Origin of the sequence: Peribacillus muralis (assembly GCF_001645685.2) — a bacterium.
GTDB classification, from domain to species: domain Bacteria; phylum Bacillota; class Bacilli; order Bacillales; family DSM-1321; genus Peribacillus; species Peribacillus muralis_A.
Genome location: NZ_CP017080.1, coordinates 4,791,687 through 4,808,822, shown reverse-complemented (window position 1 = coordinate 4,808,822; position 17,136 = coordinate 4,791,687). Strand labels below are relative to the sequence as shown.

Here is a 17,136-nt window from a genome sequence, read left to right as displayed (position 1 = left end):
AGAATGAAAAAAACAGCTTCTTCTGAAATCAAGAGAGGACAAGCCATCACTTTTCGTATCCCTTCTGATGTGTCGGACTATACGTTAAGGCTGCTGCAGAAATTGAAGGAAACGGAAAGAAGGAATTTTTCCAGTAAAATTGCCGAGTATGTTCTCGATGGTGTCGGGCAGGCCACCCATCAGGATCGGGAAATGATCGCCCTGCCCATGCCGAACAAGCTAAGCAAATCCCAGCGTGATTGGCTCAAGCATTCCCATTCAGAAGCTATGCTCGGAACGATCATGTATCACCTTTTGTCCGATCCATTGCGCGCGACGGCCTTGCTTGCGTCCTTGAACGGCAATGAATTGAATGAGGAACCATATATACAGGCCGAACCGGAGGAAGACGATCCAAACACGGCAATCCAGGAAGACTTGCCCAAGAAGGAATTGGATGACTTTGACTGGAGCCTGAATGAGTCCGAACGGCAAGAGGAAGAACCGGAGCCGGAAGAGGAGAACCTCGACGATCTTCTTGGAGATTTCCTTGATCAAATGAATCAGTGAATATATGGAGGAGGATATCTGACGACAAGTTGGATATCCTTCTTTATTTATGTAAAAAGAGGGACCCATTGGGCCCCTCTTGAAACGATCAAGCTAGAAAGATCAGTTGATAAAGAAATAGGATGGCAAAGATGTACACGAAGGGGTGCACTTCACGAAACTTCCCTCTGGCCATTTTTAAAATGGGGTAGGCGATGAATCCTAGAGCTATCCCATTGGCAATGCTCGATGTTAACGGCATGGCGACAATGACCAAGAAGGCTGGGAATGATTCATCAAAGTGTGTCCAGTCAATTTCGTTTATGCTTTTGATCATCATGCTTCCTACGATGATCAAGCTTGGAGCCGTGATGGCCGCTACATTCGAAACAGCCCCTATCAGCGGGCTGAAAAAAGCGGTTATCAAGAAAAGGATGGCGACTACAAGTGCGGTTAAACCTGTCTTGCCGCCCGCCCCTACTCCTGCGGAAGACTCAACCGATGCTGCCGTCGGGCTTGTACCGAACATGGCGCCGACGGTCGTGCCGACTGAATCCGCAAAAAAGGCACTGCCTGATTTTTCAAGCTTATTATTCTTCAGCAATCCAGCCTGCCGCACGATTCCTAATAGAGCTCCCGTCGTATCGAAAAGCATGACAAGCAGAATGGAGAAGACGACGCCGTATAGTCCATAGTTGATGACATCCGCAATGGAGGTGATCGGATTCGCCACAATGATTCCTTCTGGTAATGAAGGCGTCGACACAAGACCATTGATTTTCAACTGACCTGTAAAGAAAGCGATGATGGCCGTCAGGATCATGCCGATGAATATCGCTCCCTGTACATTCCGGACGATCAGCACGATCGTTATGACGAGACCGACCAGTGTGAGTGCTACACTCGGCTCCCTGAAGCTCCCAAGCGTAACAAGGTTCGATTCATGCTGTGTTACGACACCCGAGAGACGAAGCCCGATGAACGTGATGAAAAGACCGATCCCGGCACTGATTGCATGCTTTAGATTGTTGGGGATGGCTTCGATCAATTTCGACCGGAATGAAGTGAGCGATAAAAGGATGAATATGATCCCGGTAACAAAGACTGCCGAAAAGGCGACAGTATATGAGATATCATGGGTTCCCAGGACCGAGTAGGCAAAATAGGCGTTCAAACCCATTGCCGGCGCTATGACAATAGGATAATTGGCTAAAAGGGCCATGCATAGGGTACCGACTATTATGGCAATGATGGTTGCCGTGAATGCCTGATCGAAGGGAACACCGGCATCGGAAAGGATCATGGGGTTTACAACGATGATGTAAGCCAGCGTTAAGAAGGTTGTAAGCCCCGCAAGCACTTCCGTCTTGATATTTGAATTCCGTTCTTTTAATTTAAACATGCGGTCACTCCCTTTTTTATATACAAAAAATCCTTGCAAAGCACTACAAGGAGGAGATGCTTACCATTTTTCCCAAGTAAGTAGCTCGATTTATGTTTCAATAATAAAATCTTATAAATTATATTAGAAAAATAACTAAAGTACAATAGCATGAAAAATTTTATGTGACGGGTTTTCTCTAATTTAGATAATGATATACTTACAAATAGCTCAGAATAAGAAAAATGACCAGAGAAGGAAGATGCAACTATTCCTTCCAGTCGATTAACCGTTGAATAAAATGAAGAAATTCAGAAAGTAGGCAATAACATGAAAAATTTCATCGACCTTGGCGTCAGCCCGGCGATTCATACGATATTAAAGCAAATAGGAATCTCCACCCCAACTCCGATTCAGGAAAAAGCGATTCCTGATATCCTGGCAGGAAGGGACGTCATTGGGAAGGCACAGACAGGGACGGGGAAAACGTTGGCTTTCCTGCTGCCAATCCTGGAAAAAGTCGATCCGGCAGCCTCCCATATTCAATCGCTGATCGTCACGCCAACAAGGGAGTTGGCATTGCAAATCACTGCGGAATTGAAAAAATTCGCCAATGAAATCGAAGAGCTACAGGTGCTTGCCGTTTATGGCGGACAAGATGTCGAGCAGCAAATGAAAAAGCTGACAAGAAATATATCGGTGGTCGTCGCCACGCCAGGTAGGCTATTGGACCATTTGCGAAGAGGAACCATCGACCTTTCCGAAACGCGGACGCTCGTGCTCGATGAAGCTGATCAAATGCTCCATATTGGCTTTTTACCTGAGGTGGAGGAGATCATGGGGCAGCTTCCCGAGCAACGCCAAACCCTGCTGTTTTCCGCCACGATGCCTGAACAAGTGCATCAGCTGGCTAAACGGTATATGGATAAACCGTTGACTGCCGCTGTAAAGGCTGAGCAGGTCACGGTCGAGCAAATCCGGCAGCTCGTCATCGAGACGACAGACCGTGCCAAGCAGTCTTCGTTAATGAATATGCTAAAGGAAGAACAGCCATATCTCGCCATTATTTTTTGCCGGACGAAACGCCGTGTTTCTGTCTTGAATGATGCCCTAAAGGCAGCTGGCTTCAATTCCGAGGAACTGCACGGGGACCTTTCACAGGCGAAGCGTGAACGTGTCATGAAAAACTTCAGGGATGCAAAGCTACAATACTTGGTGGCTACCGACGTTGCGGCACGGGGTCTTGATGTAGAAGGCGTGACGCACGTATTTAATTATGATGTCCCAGAGGATGCGGAAAGTTACATCCATCGAATTGGCCGTACAGGCCGGGCAGGGGAGAATGGCCTTGCTGTAACCTTCATCGCGACGAAGGACCTTCAGCTTTTAAGTGAAGTGGAAAAAGGAATTTCCATGAAAATCGAAAGAAGGACGATTGAAGGCGTGAAAATGTTCCAGCCTGATGAAGTGGCACATAAAAGGAAGCGATATGAAGATTCCGCTGAAGACGGTGCCCGCCGCCCGCGTTCTGGCGGGGGAAGACGCCACCGGGAGCGAATAGATACGAGAGGGCCGAACAGGGGCAGCCACCGTTCCGTGAACCAAGCCGACAATCGTGAGCTGGACAAGGAGAAACCACGTGGGGGCCGGGCGGAAAGAGGACGAGGGCCGAAGCGAGAGGATTCAAGAGTGAAACGCCCTGAAAATGGAAGTGCGCAAAAATGGGAAAATCCACGAGGTGGACGCCAAGCAGGACGCGGCTCCAAAGGGGCGGATGCACAAGGACCGAGCAGCCGAAGGGGTGGCTCCGGCAGCAGCTCCAACAGAGGAAGAAACCGGTAAAAGGAGGAGACGGGAGTGGAGAAGCCTTGGGTGGCAGAATATCCAGTTTCATTGGAGCTTGCGGGAAAATTGATCAGGCAGCAGTTTCCTGAAATTCAATGGAAGGAAATCAAGCAGCTAGGGGAAGGGTTCGATAACACCGTCATGCAAATCGATGGTGAGTTTGTATTCCGGTTCCCGCGCCGTCCGCTTGCGGTAACGTTGATTCAGGTGGAGAATCGCCTTTTGCCTTCCATTGCTGGAACTTTGCCGCTTTTTATCCCTGAACCGATCTTTTTTGGGAAGCCAAGTGCCATCTATCCGTATCCCTTTGCCGGATATAAGATGGTAAGGGGACAGCTGCCTATAGAAGAATCTTTTGCAAATAAGGTTGAATCCGCGAAAAGATTGGCCAGCTTCCTGAAAAGTCTCCACAGCTTTCCGCTCGATAAGGCTAGGAAGGCAGGTGTGGAGCCTGATGGGTTGAGAAGGCTCGATGTAGCCTTTCGCCGAAAATCGCTGCAGGAGCATGCCGCAACGCTGGAAAAGCTGGGACATATGGAACAGGCACATTCGGTTACATGCTTTGTTGAAAGGCTGGGCGATATGGAGGTGCCGGAGTCCTCAACACTCGTTCATGGGGATATTCATGTCCGGAATGTCCTACTGGATGAAGAGGGCATTCTTGCAGGTATCCTTGATTGGGGAGATGTCCATATCGGAAGTCCAGCCATAGACATCGCCTTTCTTTACAGTTATTTCCCAAGCAATGCACGCCAAGCATTTTTTGAGGTCTATGGGGACATCGACAAGGAAACGGAGCAGTTAGCCCGCTTCAGAGCCATATATATGCTCGTTACATTACTCGTCTATGGTATTGACCGCGAGGATGAAGAGCTGATTGCGATAACGAAAAATGGCTTAGTACTGGCCATGGAAGAATAATCGGAAGGTGCTTTTGATGATTAGGAGGTTACTATGAAGGCAAGCTATTATCATACAATCACATTAATGGGGGGGCTGCTGGACGAGGCCAATATCCCTTATCAATTTACAGGCCGGTCTGCCCTATTTGTCCAAGGAGTGGATGTAGAGGTCGAGGGCATCGACCTGGACGTGCAATGGGACGTTTTCAACGAGGCCTTGACCCATTTCGGCGCATACTCCCCGACAAGTCCTGAAAGAAGTCCTGAGCGTGCCTCATTTACAATGGAGGTTCAGGGTATTTCCATCACGGTTGGCTGTAGGTATAACACGACCATAAAAACCGATCCTTACCGCTTGTCGATTCCACTTGGTGATACGGTTGTCTGGTGCCGGTCGCTGTACAGTCATTTGTACGATGACGAAATGAAAAGATACAGTGCAGAGATCCATGCTTACCTATCTGCCGAGCAGCAGGGCTTCACAATCGAAAATGAACAGGCATGGAACCAGAATAATTATTTGGCGCTGGTCAATCGGTATGGCGAGCCCGTCGAAGTTGCCGCTAAAATCAAGCAAAATCCAAAATGGAGATTGCATCCATTTTATAAATATATAGGCGAGGCCAAGGATAAAAAAATCACGCATTTAATGGGTTCGAACGGTGTTAAAGCGGTTGCCCTGGCGATATTGGGTGCTTCCGTTACGGTTGTCGACTTTTCCCGGGAAAACGCGGCATTTGCTATGGAGCTTGCTATCGGAGCCGGTGTCACCATCGATTATATCGTTTCCGATGTCCTCTCCTTACCAGAAGAGCATGTTTCCGGGAATCAGGATTTGGTGTTAATGGAACTGGGCGTGCTGCACTACTTGATCGATCTGCAGCCATTATTCGAAAAAATAAAAGAGATGCTGAGACCGGGAGGCCAATTCATCCTACATGAATTCCATCCGATTTCAACGAAGCTGATCACTTCCACTGGAAAAAAACATAAGGTTGCAGGCAACTATTTCGCTCCGGCAATCGAAAACAACGAGGTCGCTTTTTCCAAGCATATGCCCGATGAAGAAAAAGGGGGCCTTTCAAAGGTTGTCCAGCGTAAATGGACAATCGGCGAGCTTATCACGGCAATAGGCCAATCAGGTCTTGTCATTAAAGTGCTTGAAGAAGAACCGAATCACAAAATCCACGATATCGGGATTCCAAAGACATATACATTGGTGGCTGAACGGGTATAAGGATACAATCACAATTAAAGAGATAAAATGTTAAACATTTCAGGAGGAACCTTTTATGAGTAAAGCTTATATCATTCATGAAAATGAGGAATGGACTGCCCATTTAACGAAAAGAATGAGAGAGTTAGAACTTCCCTATGAAGAATGGCATCTTGATCAAGGTGTGGTGGATTTAACAGAAGAGCCGCCAGAGGGCGTTTTTTATAGCCGTATGAGTGCAAGCTCACATACTCGCGGGCACCGATTTGCGCCTGAATTGACAGAAGCTGTGCTAGCGTGGCTTGAACAGCATGATCGTACGGTCTTCAATGGATCACGGGCGCTGCGGTTGGAGGTCAGCAAGGTCAATCAGTATACGGCACTGACGAAGGCTGGAATACAAACGCCGAAAACGATAGCAGCTGTAGGTAAGGAAAATATCATCAAGGCAGCCGGGAAACTAGATGTCGCTTCGTTCATCACGAAACATAACCGTGCAGGTAAAGGGCTTGGTGTTCAATTATTTCACTCTATAGAAGCATTGAAACAATATGTGGAAGGTCCGCAATTCGATGAGCCGGTTGATGGAATTACGTTGATTCAGGAATACATAAAAGCCCCCGAGCCATTCATCACTCGTTGTGAATTCGTGGGTGGCAAGTTCATTTATGCGGTGGAGGTTGATACATCCGAAGGCTTCGAGCTTTGTCCGGCAGATGCATGTCAAATCGGTGACCTATTCTGCCCGATCGGGGAAGAGGTGGAAGAAAAACCGAAATTTCAAATTGTGCAAGATTTTCATGATCCGATCATCGAGAAATATGAAGCGTTTCTAAAAGACAATGGAATTTCGATTGCCGGAATTGAATTCATTCGTAACAGCGCTGGTGAAATCTATACATATGACATCAATACCAATACGAATTATAACAGAGACGCTGAGGAAGCGGCGGGCCAATATGGCATGCTTGAATTAGCGAAATTCCTGGGATCTGAATTGGCGAAAAAAAAACTTGTGCAAATGAAATGAGTATCTGACTGAAAGGGAGATTCTTTATGCCCCTTCAGTCTTTTTTTATATGAAAAGAAGGTGCCCGGTTTCTAAGCGGACACCCTCTAAATAAACGTGATTAATTATTGCCCGACCACTCTTCGACATCCCATACCTTCGTGACCCAATCTTCATAGAAATCAGGTTCATGGCATACGAGGAGGATCGTCCCTTTATACTCTTTCAATGCACGCTTCAGCTCTTCTTTGGCAACGACATCCAAATGGTTCGTCGGTTCATCGAACAATAGCCAGTTGCTCTCGGTAAGCATAAGCTTACATAGACGCACTTTGGCTTGCTCACCACCGCTTAGATGGCTCATTGGACGTGTGATATGCTCGTTTTTCAAACCGACACGGGCAAGGATTGCGCGTACTTGCGGTTGGTCGAGATGCGGGAAGGCGTTCCAGACCTCATCGATAGGTGTCGTATTTCCTGCCTTCACTTCCTGCTCGAAATAAGAAGAAAAGAGGAAATCGCCAAGTGATCGTTTTCCGCCAAGAGGATCGATTTTACCTAAAATCGTTTTTAACAGCGTCGATTTCCCGACTCCGTTACAGCCGACCACGGCGATTTTCTCTCCCCGCTCGATGGTCATCGACAGCTTCGGAAGCAATGGACGGTCATAGCCGATCTCCAAATCTTCCCCTTCAAAGACATAACGGCTGCTTGCACGTGATTCCTTGAAATCGAAGGTCGGTTTCATGGCCGTTTCCGGACGATCGATCCGCTCCATGCGATTCAATTGCTTTTGTCGGCTCTTTGCCCGGCCTGTCGTTGAGTAGCGGGCTTTATTTTTCGCAATGAAATCTTCCTGCTTTTTAATGAATTCACGCTGTTTTTCGTATGCGTTGATATGCTGGTTCTTATTCAACTCAGCAAGCTCAAGGAACTTTTCGTAAGTTGCCGTATAACGGGTCAGCTTGGAAAACTCCAGATGGAAAATGACATCAACGACACCGTTCATGAACTCGGTATCATGCGAAATCAAAAGAAATGCATGCGGGTATTCCTTTAAGTAGCTGCTCAGCCAGCGGATATGCTCCACATCCAAATAGTTCGTCGGTTCATCAAGGAGCAGTACTTCAGGCTGTTCCAAAAGTAACTTAGCCAGTAAAACCTTTGTCCGTTGTCCGCCGCTTAGCGCCGAAACGTCCCGGTCCAGCCCGATTGCATCCAAGCCCAGTCCGCGTGCCGCTTCTTCAATTTTGATATCCAGATTGTAAAAGCCGCCCGCTTCAAGCTTGTCCTGGATTTCCCCCATTTGCTCCAAAAGCTCTTCAAGCTCTTCGGGAGTTGCCGTACCCATTTTCTCGGTTACCTCATTAAGTGCCTTTTCCTGCTCGAATAAAGGTAGGTAAGCATCCCTTAGGACATCGCGGATCGATTTTCCTTTTTCAAGGATCGTATGTTGGTCAAGGTAGCCATATTCGACGCCGGGAGTCCACTCGACCCTGCCTTCATCATGGATAAGCTGCCCTGTGATGATATTCATCATCGTTGATTTTCCGACACCATTCGCCCCGACGAGCCCGACATGTTCACCAGCCATCAGGCGGAAGGAAACATCCTTGAATAAGGTGCGATCGCCAAAGCTGTGTGCCAATTTATCTATAGAAAGTAAGCTCATGTATGTTGAACCTCCCAGTTAATTTGAAAAAATCCCTACGTTTCATCATACTAAAAACTGTGATGGATTGCTATCTAATCTATTCATTTACATATATGTGGGGGAGGGGAGTCCTTTGGAGCGGAAGCCATGAGGTGTTTTCGTCGATAGATGTCCCTGTTGATCGTTTAGACATGTATTATGTGATATCAGTTATGGATTCGAAGCAAAAATGGACATGTAATATGAATCACGAACATGAATGTGATCCTGACTCTAACCTCGAATGTGTTCATTTTTTATAAAAGCTTCGGTTATTCGATGCTCTGTACATGTGAAAATTTTATAAAATCTCCTTTTCTGCAAATGGTTGATACTCTCTACTACATATCATAAAAAGGACTATATTAAATTTCAAAAAAGACACAAGGAGTTTTAAAATAGAAACTCCTTGTGTCTTTAATTCATATAAAATGAAGTTATAACAAGATTACATCCAGATTGTTAGTGGGTAATCATTTCTATTGTCACTACGTATTCTATGAGGACATTCCATGCTTAGTTTATGAAGCTTGATTGGGGATATCGCATTAACCTTCAAAAATCAGGGAAAAGCTGATATGAAATACAATTATTAAGGCCTTTTTTTTTTGACAAAATTATTCAATTGAACAAGCTGGTTTCTGATTTTAACGGCTCTAGCGGTTCATCGTGGGTTTTCATTCGTTGTATGTCTTAAAGAGTAGTGTCTTTAAATTGGCGCCGTTAGAGAACTATTATTTATGTGAATATAGATTATTGCAATTAACGGAATGTTAAAAACTTCGTTGATTACAAAATAATAATTTAAGGAGATAAATATGACTATTAAGAAAATCAAATTTTTTAATGTTTGTATTGATTATCGCCTCAATTTTTAGTATTGGTACAAGTGTCTTTGCTGCTAACAATACGGGTGATGATAAAAGTTTCCGTTTTACTGTTCCTGCATCTAGCAATCCGGATAAGGGCACTACTTACGAGAATGGCTACTCAAAAACGCAATCAAGATCAACTGCAGAAAAGAGTGCCCCATGGTATTTGAATCTTGCCTATTCTTCAGAAGGTGCAGGAACAGTTACAATAATGTGGCTTGATAAAAGCGGTACTTCCTACTCATATGCAAGCGAATATTACCAAGGAAAGAAATATACCATTAAAGTTAAAAAAGCTGTCAGTGGTTCAGTGCGTATTGGCGCTGAAAATAATAATCTTTCTACAAAATCACATATCGTAGAAGGATATTGGGATCCAGCAGTGCGTTAACAGGAAGATAGCATAACCATATTCATGTATGTTAGAGGCCGCTCCCTTTTTACCAACATGAAAGACTTGAAAGAAGGGGGCCTTTATGTGCCTTAAAATGCATAACAAGGAGAAAAGATGAAAAGTCAAATTAGTAGAGTATTTAGAAATACATTAAGTCGAATTGGAATTTTAGCTATCATCCTGATTCCTTGTATGGAGATAATTCAGTTATTATCGGCTGATATTTATGAAGATTCCTATCTGGCAAAGGCCTTTTTTCTTTCAGGGTCGACGATTGGACATGTAACACAAATTATTTTATTGTGGTTTCTCCCACTTTACTTACTGGTGATTTGCTCAGATGATCCTATACAAGATAAGAAGACAGGCGTTAGAGACATTTGGATTTCTAAATTAGGAAAAAAGAAATACTTCTTTGTTAAGCTTAAAGCTTCGTTTATTGTGTCTTTTTCTGTAATTTTTTTAGCCTTAACAATAAATTTTTTAATCAATTCTCTTTTTTTTGATATGGCCGGATTTAGTTCAGCAAATAATTATGATGGAGTGTCAGGGGAAGCATTTATAAAGATGCAAGTGGAAAGTCCTTATCTTAGTATCTTTTTATTTTCCTTAACAACCTCTTTTTTTGCGGGTTTGATAGGGGCTGCTGGTACATGCTTTAGTATGCTGACTTACGATAAAAAAATAACGTATCCAGTAACGTTTGCATTTTGGTATATCCTTATTTCACATGAGGGAACGGTGATGTATCTATTTCAACCGTTTGCCGAATATGGGTTAGAGACTTTAACACCCATTTTCATTACGTCAACTCTTGCCTTTCTTGTTCTGTATATTTTGACGTACCTCCATGAGGTGAAGATAAATGAAATCTAAATGGTTGCTTTCAACTCTCTGTTTATTCCTATTCATGGTGGTGCTTTGGTATAAACAAACCAGTGACTTTGTTCATCTTCAACCACTTTATAACAGGTTTCTCTCAATAAACTCTAATATGTATTCGCCGAATTCAATTGAAGCACATGTGCTATTTTTCACTTATCCTTTTTTGATGTTCGTAAAAAGCACTGCAGCTCCAAGTCATGCAGCAGCAACAGTTAGATATGTAATGCGTGGTGCAAAATATCGGAAGGATGTTCTACATGCTTTCTATGCCGTTCTTATTTTCGTTACCATCCATCTTTGCCTGTTAAGTGGCTATAACTTTTTCTATTTGGGAAGTGTTTTTTTAAAAGATGTAAGTTTTGTTCAGATCCTATTATGTGAGTTTCTTGGTCTTATTTTTTATTATTTCTCGCTAGCTCTTCTTTATATAGCGATTAAAACAATCCTAAATTCAGATATATTATCTTACTCTTTTGTGTTTTTTATTGTGACATTGACTTTCTTTTTCAATAAGTTAGTCCTGCAAGAGCTGTATACACCGATCCGAGATCTAGCAAATATCGTTTTATTAGTAGTAGCTTCTGGTGACATGTACAGTATAGTAACGATTTATTTGCGCCAAATAACGATTGTCGTAGCCCTGCTTGTTTTTGGGTGGAGCATGTTTCAAAGGAAGGATTACCTGAAAAATGACTCACTTTAGAAATGAAGCGTTCATCTTGTTTATTGTTGTACTTGTCCAATATGTATATTTCATGAATGATAGGTTAGCTCATTCTTCCTTTCCGTTTTTGGATGGGGTACCTACACCAGTTAATTATCCTCACTTAGTTACCTATTTAATGGGCTGGTATATATCGATAGCTGCAAGTAGCTTCATTTTATTAGGGCACATCTCGGATTCACTATTTGATTACGGAAAATATATCATTTTAAGGGGAAAAAGTAGGTTTTCATGGCTAATGTCTAAAGTAATCCATATGTGGAGGGTTGTATTGGTTTTAGTTTTTTCACAATTAATCGTTACAACTTTTTTTCAAACAATCTTGGATTCTGATCCTGTACTTGAATTGACACACCTGTTTGAAGGTATATTGTTTTATGTGTTAACAATCATGGCTATTTTATCCATACAAATGATATTGGAACTGTATATGAAATCCCAATTGGCGTTTATATTAACCAATTGTTATGTGCTTCTATCGATAACGATTGTTGAAGGTTTCGTTCAAAAAAATGTGCTCTTTCATGTGTTTTTCCCGAACCTTTCAATGAGTTTTCGCAATGGCATGATTGTTAATCCTTCCTTGCAGGAAAGGATAGGCCAATTAAATGAGCCGGTGCTTTTTTTAGTTGTTATTATTTTGTTTTTGCTTTGTCTTTCCGTAATAAGAATCAAAAAAATAGAATTAATGTGAGGAATTATAATGATTGAAGTCCATGACTTATCAAAGAAGTTAAAAAAAAATAATGTTTTACAAAGCATCTCGTACACCTTCGAAAAAGGGAGAATTTATGGTTTGGTTGGAAAAAATGGATCTGGTAAGACCATGTTGCTTCGGGCGCTAGCTGGACTTATCATTCCAACTGATGGCAGTGTAACCATTGATGGTAAGATATTGCATAAGGATATTTCATTTCCTCCGAGTATTGGCATTATTATTGAAAATCTCGAGTTGCTTCCCCAATTCGATGCCGAAACTAATTTGAAAATTCTTGCTGCGATTAAGAAAACAGCATCGCTCAAAGATATACAACACGCCATAAAGAGACTTGAGCTGGATCAGTTCGGTACATTGAAAGTAAGAAAATATTCTCTAGGTATGAAGCAGCGACTGAATATAGCACAAGCTATCTTTGAGAAACCTGACATTATTTTATTGGATGAACCGACTAATGCAATTGATGAAAAAGGTGTGGAACGAGTTCTTGATATTTTACAAGAAGAACGGGAGAGGGGAGCAACCATCATAATTGCCACTCATAATAAAGATGATGTTTTCCCGATTTGTGATGAAGTTATAGAAATTAGTAATGGACGGTTAACATGATGAGAAAATCTCAAATGATTTTTTTGGTTATCACATTTGTATGTTTACTCACCATCATATCCATACCGGAATTCATAAAATCTCTTACGCCAAATGAACACCTTGAAACAAAAAAAATCAAGGGGGGAGGTATCGAATACAGACTCACGCAAGGCAACTTCCATATAGGAAACGATATTCCAGAGGGATATTATGACGTGACAAGCGATGGTGATAATTATTTTAATGGGACTGAACTTTCCGATGGTGATCATTTTTTAGGTTTGAGACTTTATGATAGCAATATAGCACAAGTTACTGGGAAAGGAACAATCAAGCTTAAAAAATCAGCTTTTTCGCCAGTTAGTAAAGAGGGTGATTCCTATGAAATACATCATTCCGGTTTCTATACAGTCGGTAAACAAATACAAGCCAGAGAGTATATCATCACTTATGAAACCAGGAATGATGAAGTGTTAAAGGAAGATCCATGGTTCCAAATCATATCTGATGATTTGCAAAAAATTATAGGAGGAGATTCCTTTGGAGATGCCAATCAGTTTGAAGTTGACCTGAAGGAGAATACATGGTTGGAACTTAACCAAAGTGGATTTTCGACTAATAAAAATGTTTCTTTCTTCTTAAGGCCTGTAAAATAGGCGTAAACTGACACTTTGTAATTATAATTTTCATCTTTTAACCTGTTCCACACCGTACGTGCAGCTTTCACCTCGTAGAGCTTCCATATCACTCTTTTACGAAGGTTATATACTTTCTTTATCTCAAATGGACTTAGACAGGGCATTTTAAAGATTGGTTATCGTCTCGTTTTGGTTGGGGAAATTAATTTGGATGTTTTTGCCCCCCCTCTCCCTAAATTCGCATTTTCGGGGGAGGAGGGCAAAAAATGATTATTTATCTAAATTAAACCCTTTTAATAAATCCGCAAATGGATTATTAATTGGTTCCGCTTCTTTTTCCTGCTCTTTTAAATACTTCTGAACGGAACGTTTATCGACTTTTCCACCAGACTCTTTTTTACGTCTTGCTTCAAAAGCAGATAGCTTCTCGCGGTAGCCACATTTACATGTGAAGATTTGACCGTCACCTTCACCACGCAGTTCCATTTTCTTTTTACATTGTGGGCAGCGTGCATTCGTTACACGGGCGACATTCTTTTTATGGCCGCATTCACGATCTTGGCAGACGAGCATTTTGCCTTTTTTACTGTTCACTTCAAGCATTGGCTTCCCACAGTCTGGACAAGATTTCGTTGAGATATTGTCGTGTTTATATTTTTTGTCACTCGCTTTGATTTCACGGACAATCTCTTTTGTGTAATCCTTCATTTCATTGATGAACACATCTTTTTTCAGCTTTCCTTTGGCGATTAGCTCGAGCTTTTGTTCCCATTCAGCTGTTGTCGCAGGAGATTTCAGTTTTTCCGGCACTAAATCCAAAAGCTGACGCCCCTTGGATGTGATATGGATGTCCTTACCGCCGCGTTTTTCGAATAAGAACGAATTGAATAGCTTATCGATGATATCGGCACGGGTGGCGACTGTTCCAAGTCCGCCCGTTGATTTCAACGTGTCTGCAAGCTTCTTATCGTTTGTTTTCATGTATTTCGCAGGGTTTTCCATTGCTGATAGTAAAGTCGCCTCCGTAAAGCGTGCTGGTGGCTTTGTTTGGCCTGACGTTTGAGTGATTAATTTTGTCTTTAATACATCGGCTTTTTCAATACGAGGCAATAGCTGCTCTTTTACATCCTCCGTTGATTCTTCATCATCAAAGTGGTTTGCATAAACTTCTTTCCAGCCCGAATGAATCACGGATTTTCCTCTAGCGATAAACGTTTGATCGCCAATTTTCGTTTGCACCGTCAATTGCTCATATTCAAACGCTGGGAATAAAACTGCCAAGAAACGTTTCACGACAAGGTCGTAGATTTTGCGTTCTTTGTCAGTGAAGGCTGAAAGGTTCACATAACCCTCGGTCGGAATGATGGCATGGTGATCACTGACTTTACTATCATCGACAAATGCTTTTGACGCTTTAATCGGCTTATTCTGCACTTTATTTGCAAGAGGACGATATTCACCTACAGCACACGCTTTTAAACGCTCCGGAAGCGTACTGACGATATCGGATGATAAATATCGTGAATCTGTACGCGGATAAGTCAAGACTTTATGTTGCTCATACAATTTTTGCATGATGTTCAATGTTTCTTTAGCAGAATAGCCAAAGAGTTTATTCCCATCACGTTGTAACTCTGTTAAATCATATAGACCGGGTGCGAATGTTTTCTTTGCTTTGCGGTCAATGGAAACAACAGTCGCATCTTTACTTCCAAGTGATTTCACGATTGCGTCGGTATTTTCTTTATTAAAGCTGCGACTATTGCCATTTGCATCTTGCCACGTCAACTTAAGTCCATCCGTTTGGGCTTCGATTCCATAATAGGTTTGCGGTTTGAAATTCGCAATTTCCTCTTCGCGTGCTGCAACCATTGCAACCGTCGGTGTCTGAACACGTCCACAGTTCAATTGGGCATTAAACTTTGTTGTTAAGGCCCGTGTTGCATTCAAGCCGATATACCAATCCGCTTCCGAACGTGCTACTGCAGAAGTATATAAGTCTTCATAAGCTTTACCAGGCTTTAAGTTATTGAATCCATCTTTAATCGCTTTATCCGTTACGGAAGAAATCCAGAGACGCTTGATAGGCTTATTCACTTTTGCTTTCTCGATGATCCAACGTGCAACTAATTCTCCTTCTCTCCCCGCATCAGTAGCAACGATTATTTCATTCACATCACTGCGATTCAATTGTGTTTTAACAGCATTGAATTGCTTTCCCGTTTGTTTCATGACGACTAGCTTCATGCGTTCAGGAAGCATTGGAAGATCTTCCAGTTTCCATGTTTTATATTTCATATCGTATGTCTCTGGGTCTGCTAGTGTAACTAAATGTCCCAATGCCCACGTAACGATATATTTATCGCCTTCTAAAAATCCATTGCCTTTTTTATTACACTTCAATACATTTGCGATATCACGTGCAACTGAAGGCTTTTCAGCAATTACCACACTTTTTGACATGTGTTCAAACTCCCTTACTAACTATTTACCGTCTAATATAACATAACTCAAAGAAGTAATGGTCCATACACTACATTTGCAGCCGCCGAAGCCATTCCATGAAGGGAGCTGCGAACGCGGACACAAAGAAGGTGTTTCACGTGTAACAAATGCCAGGTGTCCGCAATGTCACAAAAGAAGGAAATGAACGGGAGGGGAGCAAAGACATTCACCGTAATTGTGGGGTTCTTCACAAAATAAACGAGGAGGGGAAAATTATATGAAAAAGGAAAGCGATTGGAAACGCAGAATTCGCTATACTGAAATTCGATAAATAAAAGCAAAAGGATGGAGCAATCGCTCCATCCTTTTTTCTGTATATTACTGCTTCGACTAAATTTCATTCAGTACGGTGCCATGTAATTCATATTCAAGTGTGTTGTCCATTTTTTGTGTGTGTTTTTCGGAATCTTCTCGTATAAGTGTACTGAATGGCTGCTGATCACCTGGACTGAAAATCGCTTCATCGTTCTCAGGATTCCATCGGCTGTAAATACTCATGATCAGTATCTTCCTCCTTTGGATGAGAAGAGTAGTAATTCCCATTTTGATTAGCATCTAACGCTTCAATTGACTCTAACGCTGATCACCGGGACTAAACACCGCTGCGTCATTCTCCCTGTTCCATTGGCTTCTGATTGTACTCATGCACATCATCTCCTTTGGTTGAGAATGTCTTACAGTATTTATATACCCGGGTGGGACAGGTTGAAACATATTTTTTTAAAAAATTGATATATTTCGCAATCCTGCGCGCGCACATCATTTCACGCCAAGGTTTTCTATATATTCGTGGTCCTTTAACTGTCCTGTAATTTTATTATATTTAGCGGAATGAACAGGAACCCATTCATATTGATCCTTTTTCTTATTGAAAACATATAAAACTTCTATTTTCTTACTTGAATCTACTTCATACATAAGCTCTATAACCTCGCCATTGGAATACACAACGATACCTGTATCTTCCCTTTTCTGTATTTCATCATCGGCCACTGCATTTTCTTTTTGTAACCTTATATTTTCCTGCGTGATAACTTGATTAATCCGATTATCATATTTTTTTTGATCAACTTCCTTTTGATTTTCACAACCATATATAAAAAGCAGCGATGAAATAATAAGGAACACGCTTATTTTCATGAAAGCCATGACCTCCTAAGGTTTTTCTATATGTATACAAAATTATACAGTAAAGCAAGATATCATTGCCGCTGGCTGCATAAATAAGGTACCTA

16 protein-coding genes and 1 pseudogene are annotated in these 17,136 nt (G+C 42.2%); 12 read left to right on the top strand and 5 right to left on the bottom strand.

What is annotated here, in order from left to right; translation table 11 throughout:
• The first annotated feature begins 3 nt into the window (after positions 1 to 3).
• Positions 4 to 549: a hypothetical protein gene (locus ABE28_RS23355; protein ID WP_064467027.1), complete on the top strand. Its 546-nt coding sequence runs from the start codon at positions 4 to 6 to the stop codon at positions 547 to 549.
• An 88-nt stretch (positions 550 to 637) separates the two neighbouring features.
• On the opposite strand, the gene ABE28_RS23350 is transcribed toward ABE28_RS23355, so the two are convergent.
• Entirely contained in the window at positions 638 to 1,930 is a 1,293-nt protein-coding gene (locus ABE28_RS23350; protein ID WP_064467028.1) for an NCS2 family permease, read from the bottom strand.
• 309 nt (positions 1,931 to 2,239) lie between these two features.
• On the opposite strand from ABE28_RS23350, the gene ABE28_RS23345 reads away from it, so the two are divergent.
• From ABE28_RS23345 to ABE28_RS23330, 4 genes are read left to right on the top strand one after another with little or no spacing between them, the layout of a single operon-like run.
• A complete protein-coding gene (locus tag ABE28_RS23345) occupies positions 2,240 to 3,751 on the top strand; it encodes a DEAD/DEAH box helicase (protein WP_064467029.1) in 1,512 nt (503 codons plus the stop codon).
• A 15-nt stretch (positions 3,752 to 3,766) separates the two neighbouring features.
• Positions 3,767 to 4,675: a phosphotransferase gene (locus ABE28_RS23340; protein ID WP_064467030.1), complete on the top strand. Its 909-nt coding sequence runs from the start codon at positions 3,767 to 3,769 to the stop codon at positions 4,673 to 4,675.
• Between the two features lie 33 nt (positions 4,676 to 4,708).
• Positions 4,709 to 5,893: a class I SAM-dependent methyltransferase gene (locus ABE28_RS23335; RefSeq protein WP_257390673.1), complete on the top strand. Its 1,185-nt coding sequence runs from the start codon at positions 4,709 to 4,711 to the stop codon at positions 5,891 to 5,893.
• Between the two features lie 55 nt (positions 5,894 to 5,948).
• Positions 5,949 to 6,902: an ATP-grasp domain-containing protein gene (locus ABE28_RS23330; protein WP_064467031.1), complete on the top strand. Its 954-nt coding sequence runs from the start codon at positions 5,949 to 5,951 to the stop codon at positions 6,900 to 6,902.
• Between the two features lie 100 nt (positions 6,903 to 7,002).
• On the opposite strand, the gene ABE28_RS23325 is transcribed toward ABE28_RS23330, so the two are convergent.
• Entirely contained in the window at positions 7,003 to 8,553 is a 1,551-nt protein-coding gene (locus ABE28_RS23325) for an ABC-F family ATP-binding cassette domain-containing protein (RefSeq protein WP_061141364.1), read from the bottom strand.
• 867 nt (positions 8,554 to 9,420) lie between these two features.
• Here ABE28_RS23325 and ABE28_RS23320 point away from each other — a divergent pair.
• From ABE28_RS23320 to ABE28_RS23295, 6 genes are all read left to right on the top strand, one after another.
• The gene (locus ABE28_RS23320; protein ID WP_064467032.1) at positions 9,421 to 9,837 is read left to right on the top strand and encodes a DUF2712 domain-containing protein; all 417 of its coding nucleotides are present in this window, start codon (positions 9,421 to 9,423) and stop codon (positions 9,835 to 9,837) included.
• A 117-nt stretch (positions 9,838 to 9,954) separates the two neighbouring features.
• Positions 9,955 to 10,716, top strand: coding sequence for a hypothetical protein (locus tag ABE28_RS23315; RefSeq protein ID WP_064467033.1), 762 nt, complete (start codon positions 9,955 to 9,957; stop codon positions 10,714 to 10,716).
• Entirely contained in the window at positions 10,706 to 11,428 is a 723-nt protein-coding gene (locus ABE28_RS23310) for a WxPxxD family membrane protein (RefSeq protein ID WP_064467034.1), read from the top strand. Before ABE28_RS23315 ends, ABE28_RS23310 begins: the two co-directional genes overlap by 11 nt.
• The gene (locus ABE28_RS23305) at positions 11,415 to 12,143 is read left to right on the top strand and encodes a DUF2705 family protein (protein ID WP_064467035.1); all 729 of its coding nucleotides are present in this window, start codon (positions 11,415 to 11,417) and stop codon (positions 12,141 to 12,143) included. Before ABE28_RS23310 ends, ABE28_RS23305 begins: the two co-directional genes overlap by 14 nt.
• Before the next feature lie 9 nt (positions 12,144 to 12,152).
• The gene (locus ABE28_RS23300; RefSeq protein WP_061141359.1) at positions 12,153 to 12,776 is read left to right on the top strand and encodes an ABC transporter ATP-binding protein; all 624 of its coding nucleotides are present in this window, start codon (positions 12,153 to 12,155) and stop codon (positions 12,774 to 12,776) included.
• Positions 12,773 to 13,414 carry a hypothetical protein gene (locus ABE28_RS23295; RefSeq protein ID WP_064467036.1) on the top strand — a complete coding sequence of 214 codons (642 nt, stop codon included), beginning with the start codon at positions 12,773 to 12,775 and terminating at the stop codon, positions 13,412 to 13,414. Before ABE28_RS23300 ends, ABE28_RS23295 begins: the two co-directional genes overlap by 4 nt.
• 252 nt (positions 13,415 to 13,666) lie before the next feature.
• Here the strand turns inward: ABE28_RS23295 and ABE28_RS23290 are convergent, their stop codons facing one another.
• Entirely contained in the window at positions 13,667 to 15,859 is a 2,193-nt protein-coding gene (locus ABE28_RS23290) for a DNA topoisomerase III (RefSeq protein WP_064467037.1), read from the bottom strand.
• Between the two features lie 112 nt (positions 15,860 to 15,971).
• Between ABE28_RS23290 and ABE28_RS26165 the strand changes: the two are divergent.
• Positions 15,972 to 16,081 (top strand): annotated as a pseudogene (locus tag ABE28_RS26165) (hypothetical protein); the annotation flags it as partial.
• A gap of 150 nt (positions 16,082 to 16,231) precedes the next feature.
• Here ABE28_RS26165 and ABE28_RS25370 read toward each other — a convergent pair.
• Entirely contained in the window at positions 16,232 to 16,399 is a 168-nt protein-coding gene (locus tag ABE28_RS25370; RefSeq protein WP_156775896.1) for a hypothetical protein, read from the bottom strand.
• Between the two features lie 261 nt (positions 16,400 to 16,660).
• The gene (locus ABE28_RS23285; protein WP_064467038.1) at positions 16,661 to 17,041 is read right to left on the bottom strand and encodes a hypothetical protein; all 381 of its coding nucleotides are present in this window, start codon (positions 17,039 to 17,041) and stop codon (positions 16,661 to 16,663) included.
• Positions 17,042 to 17,136: the final 95 nt, after the last annotated feature.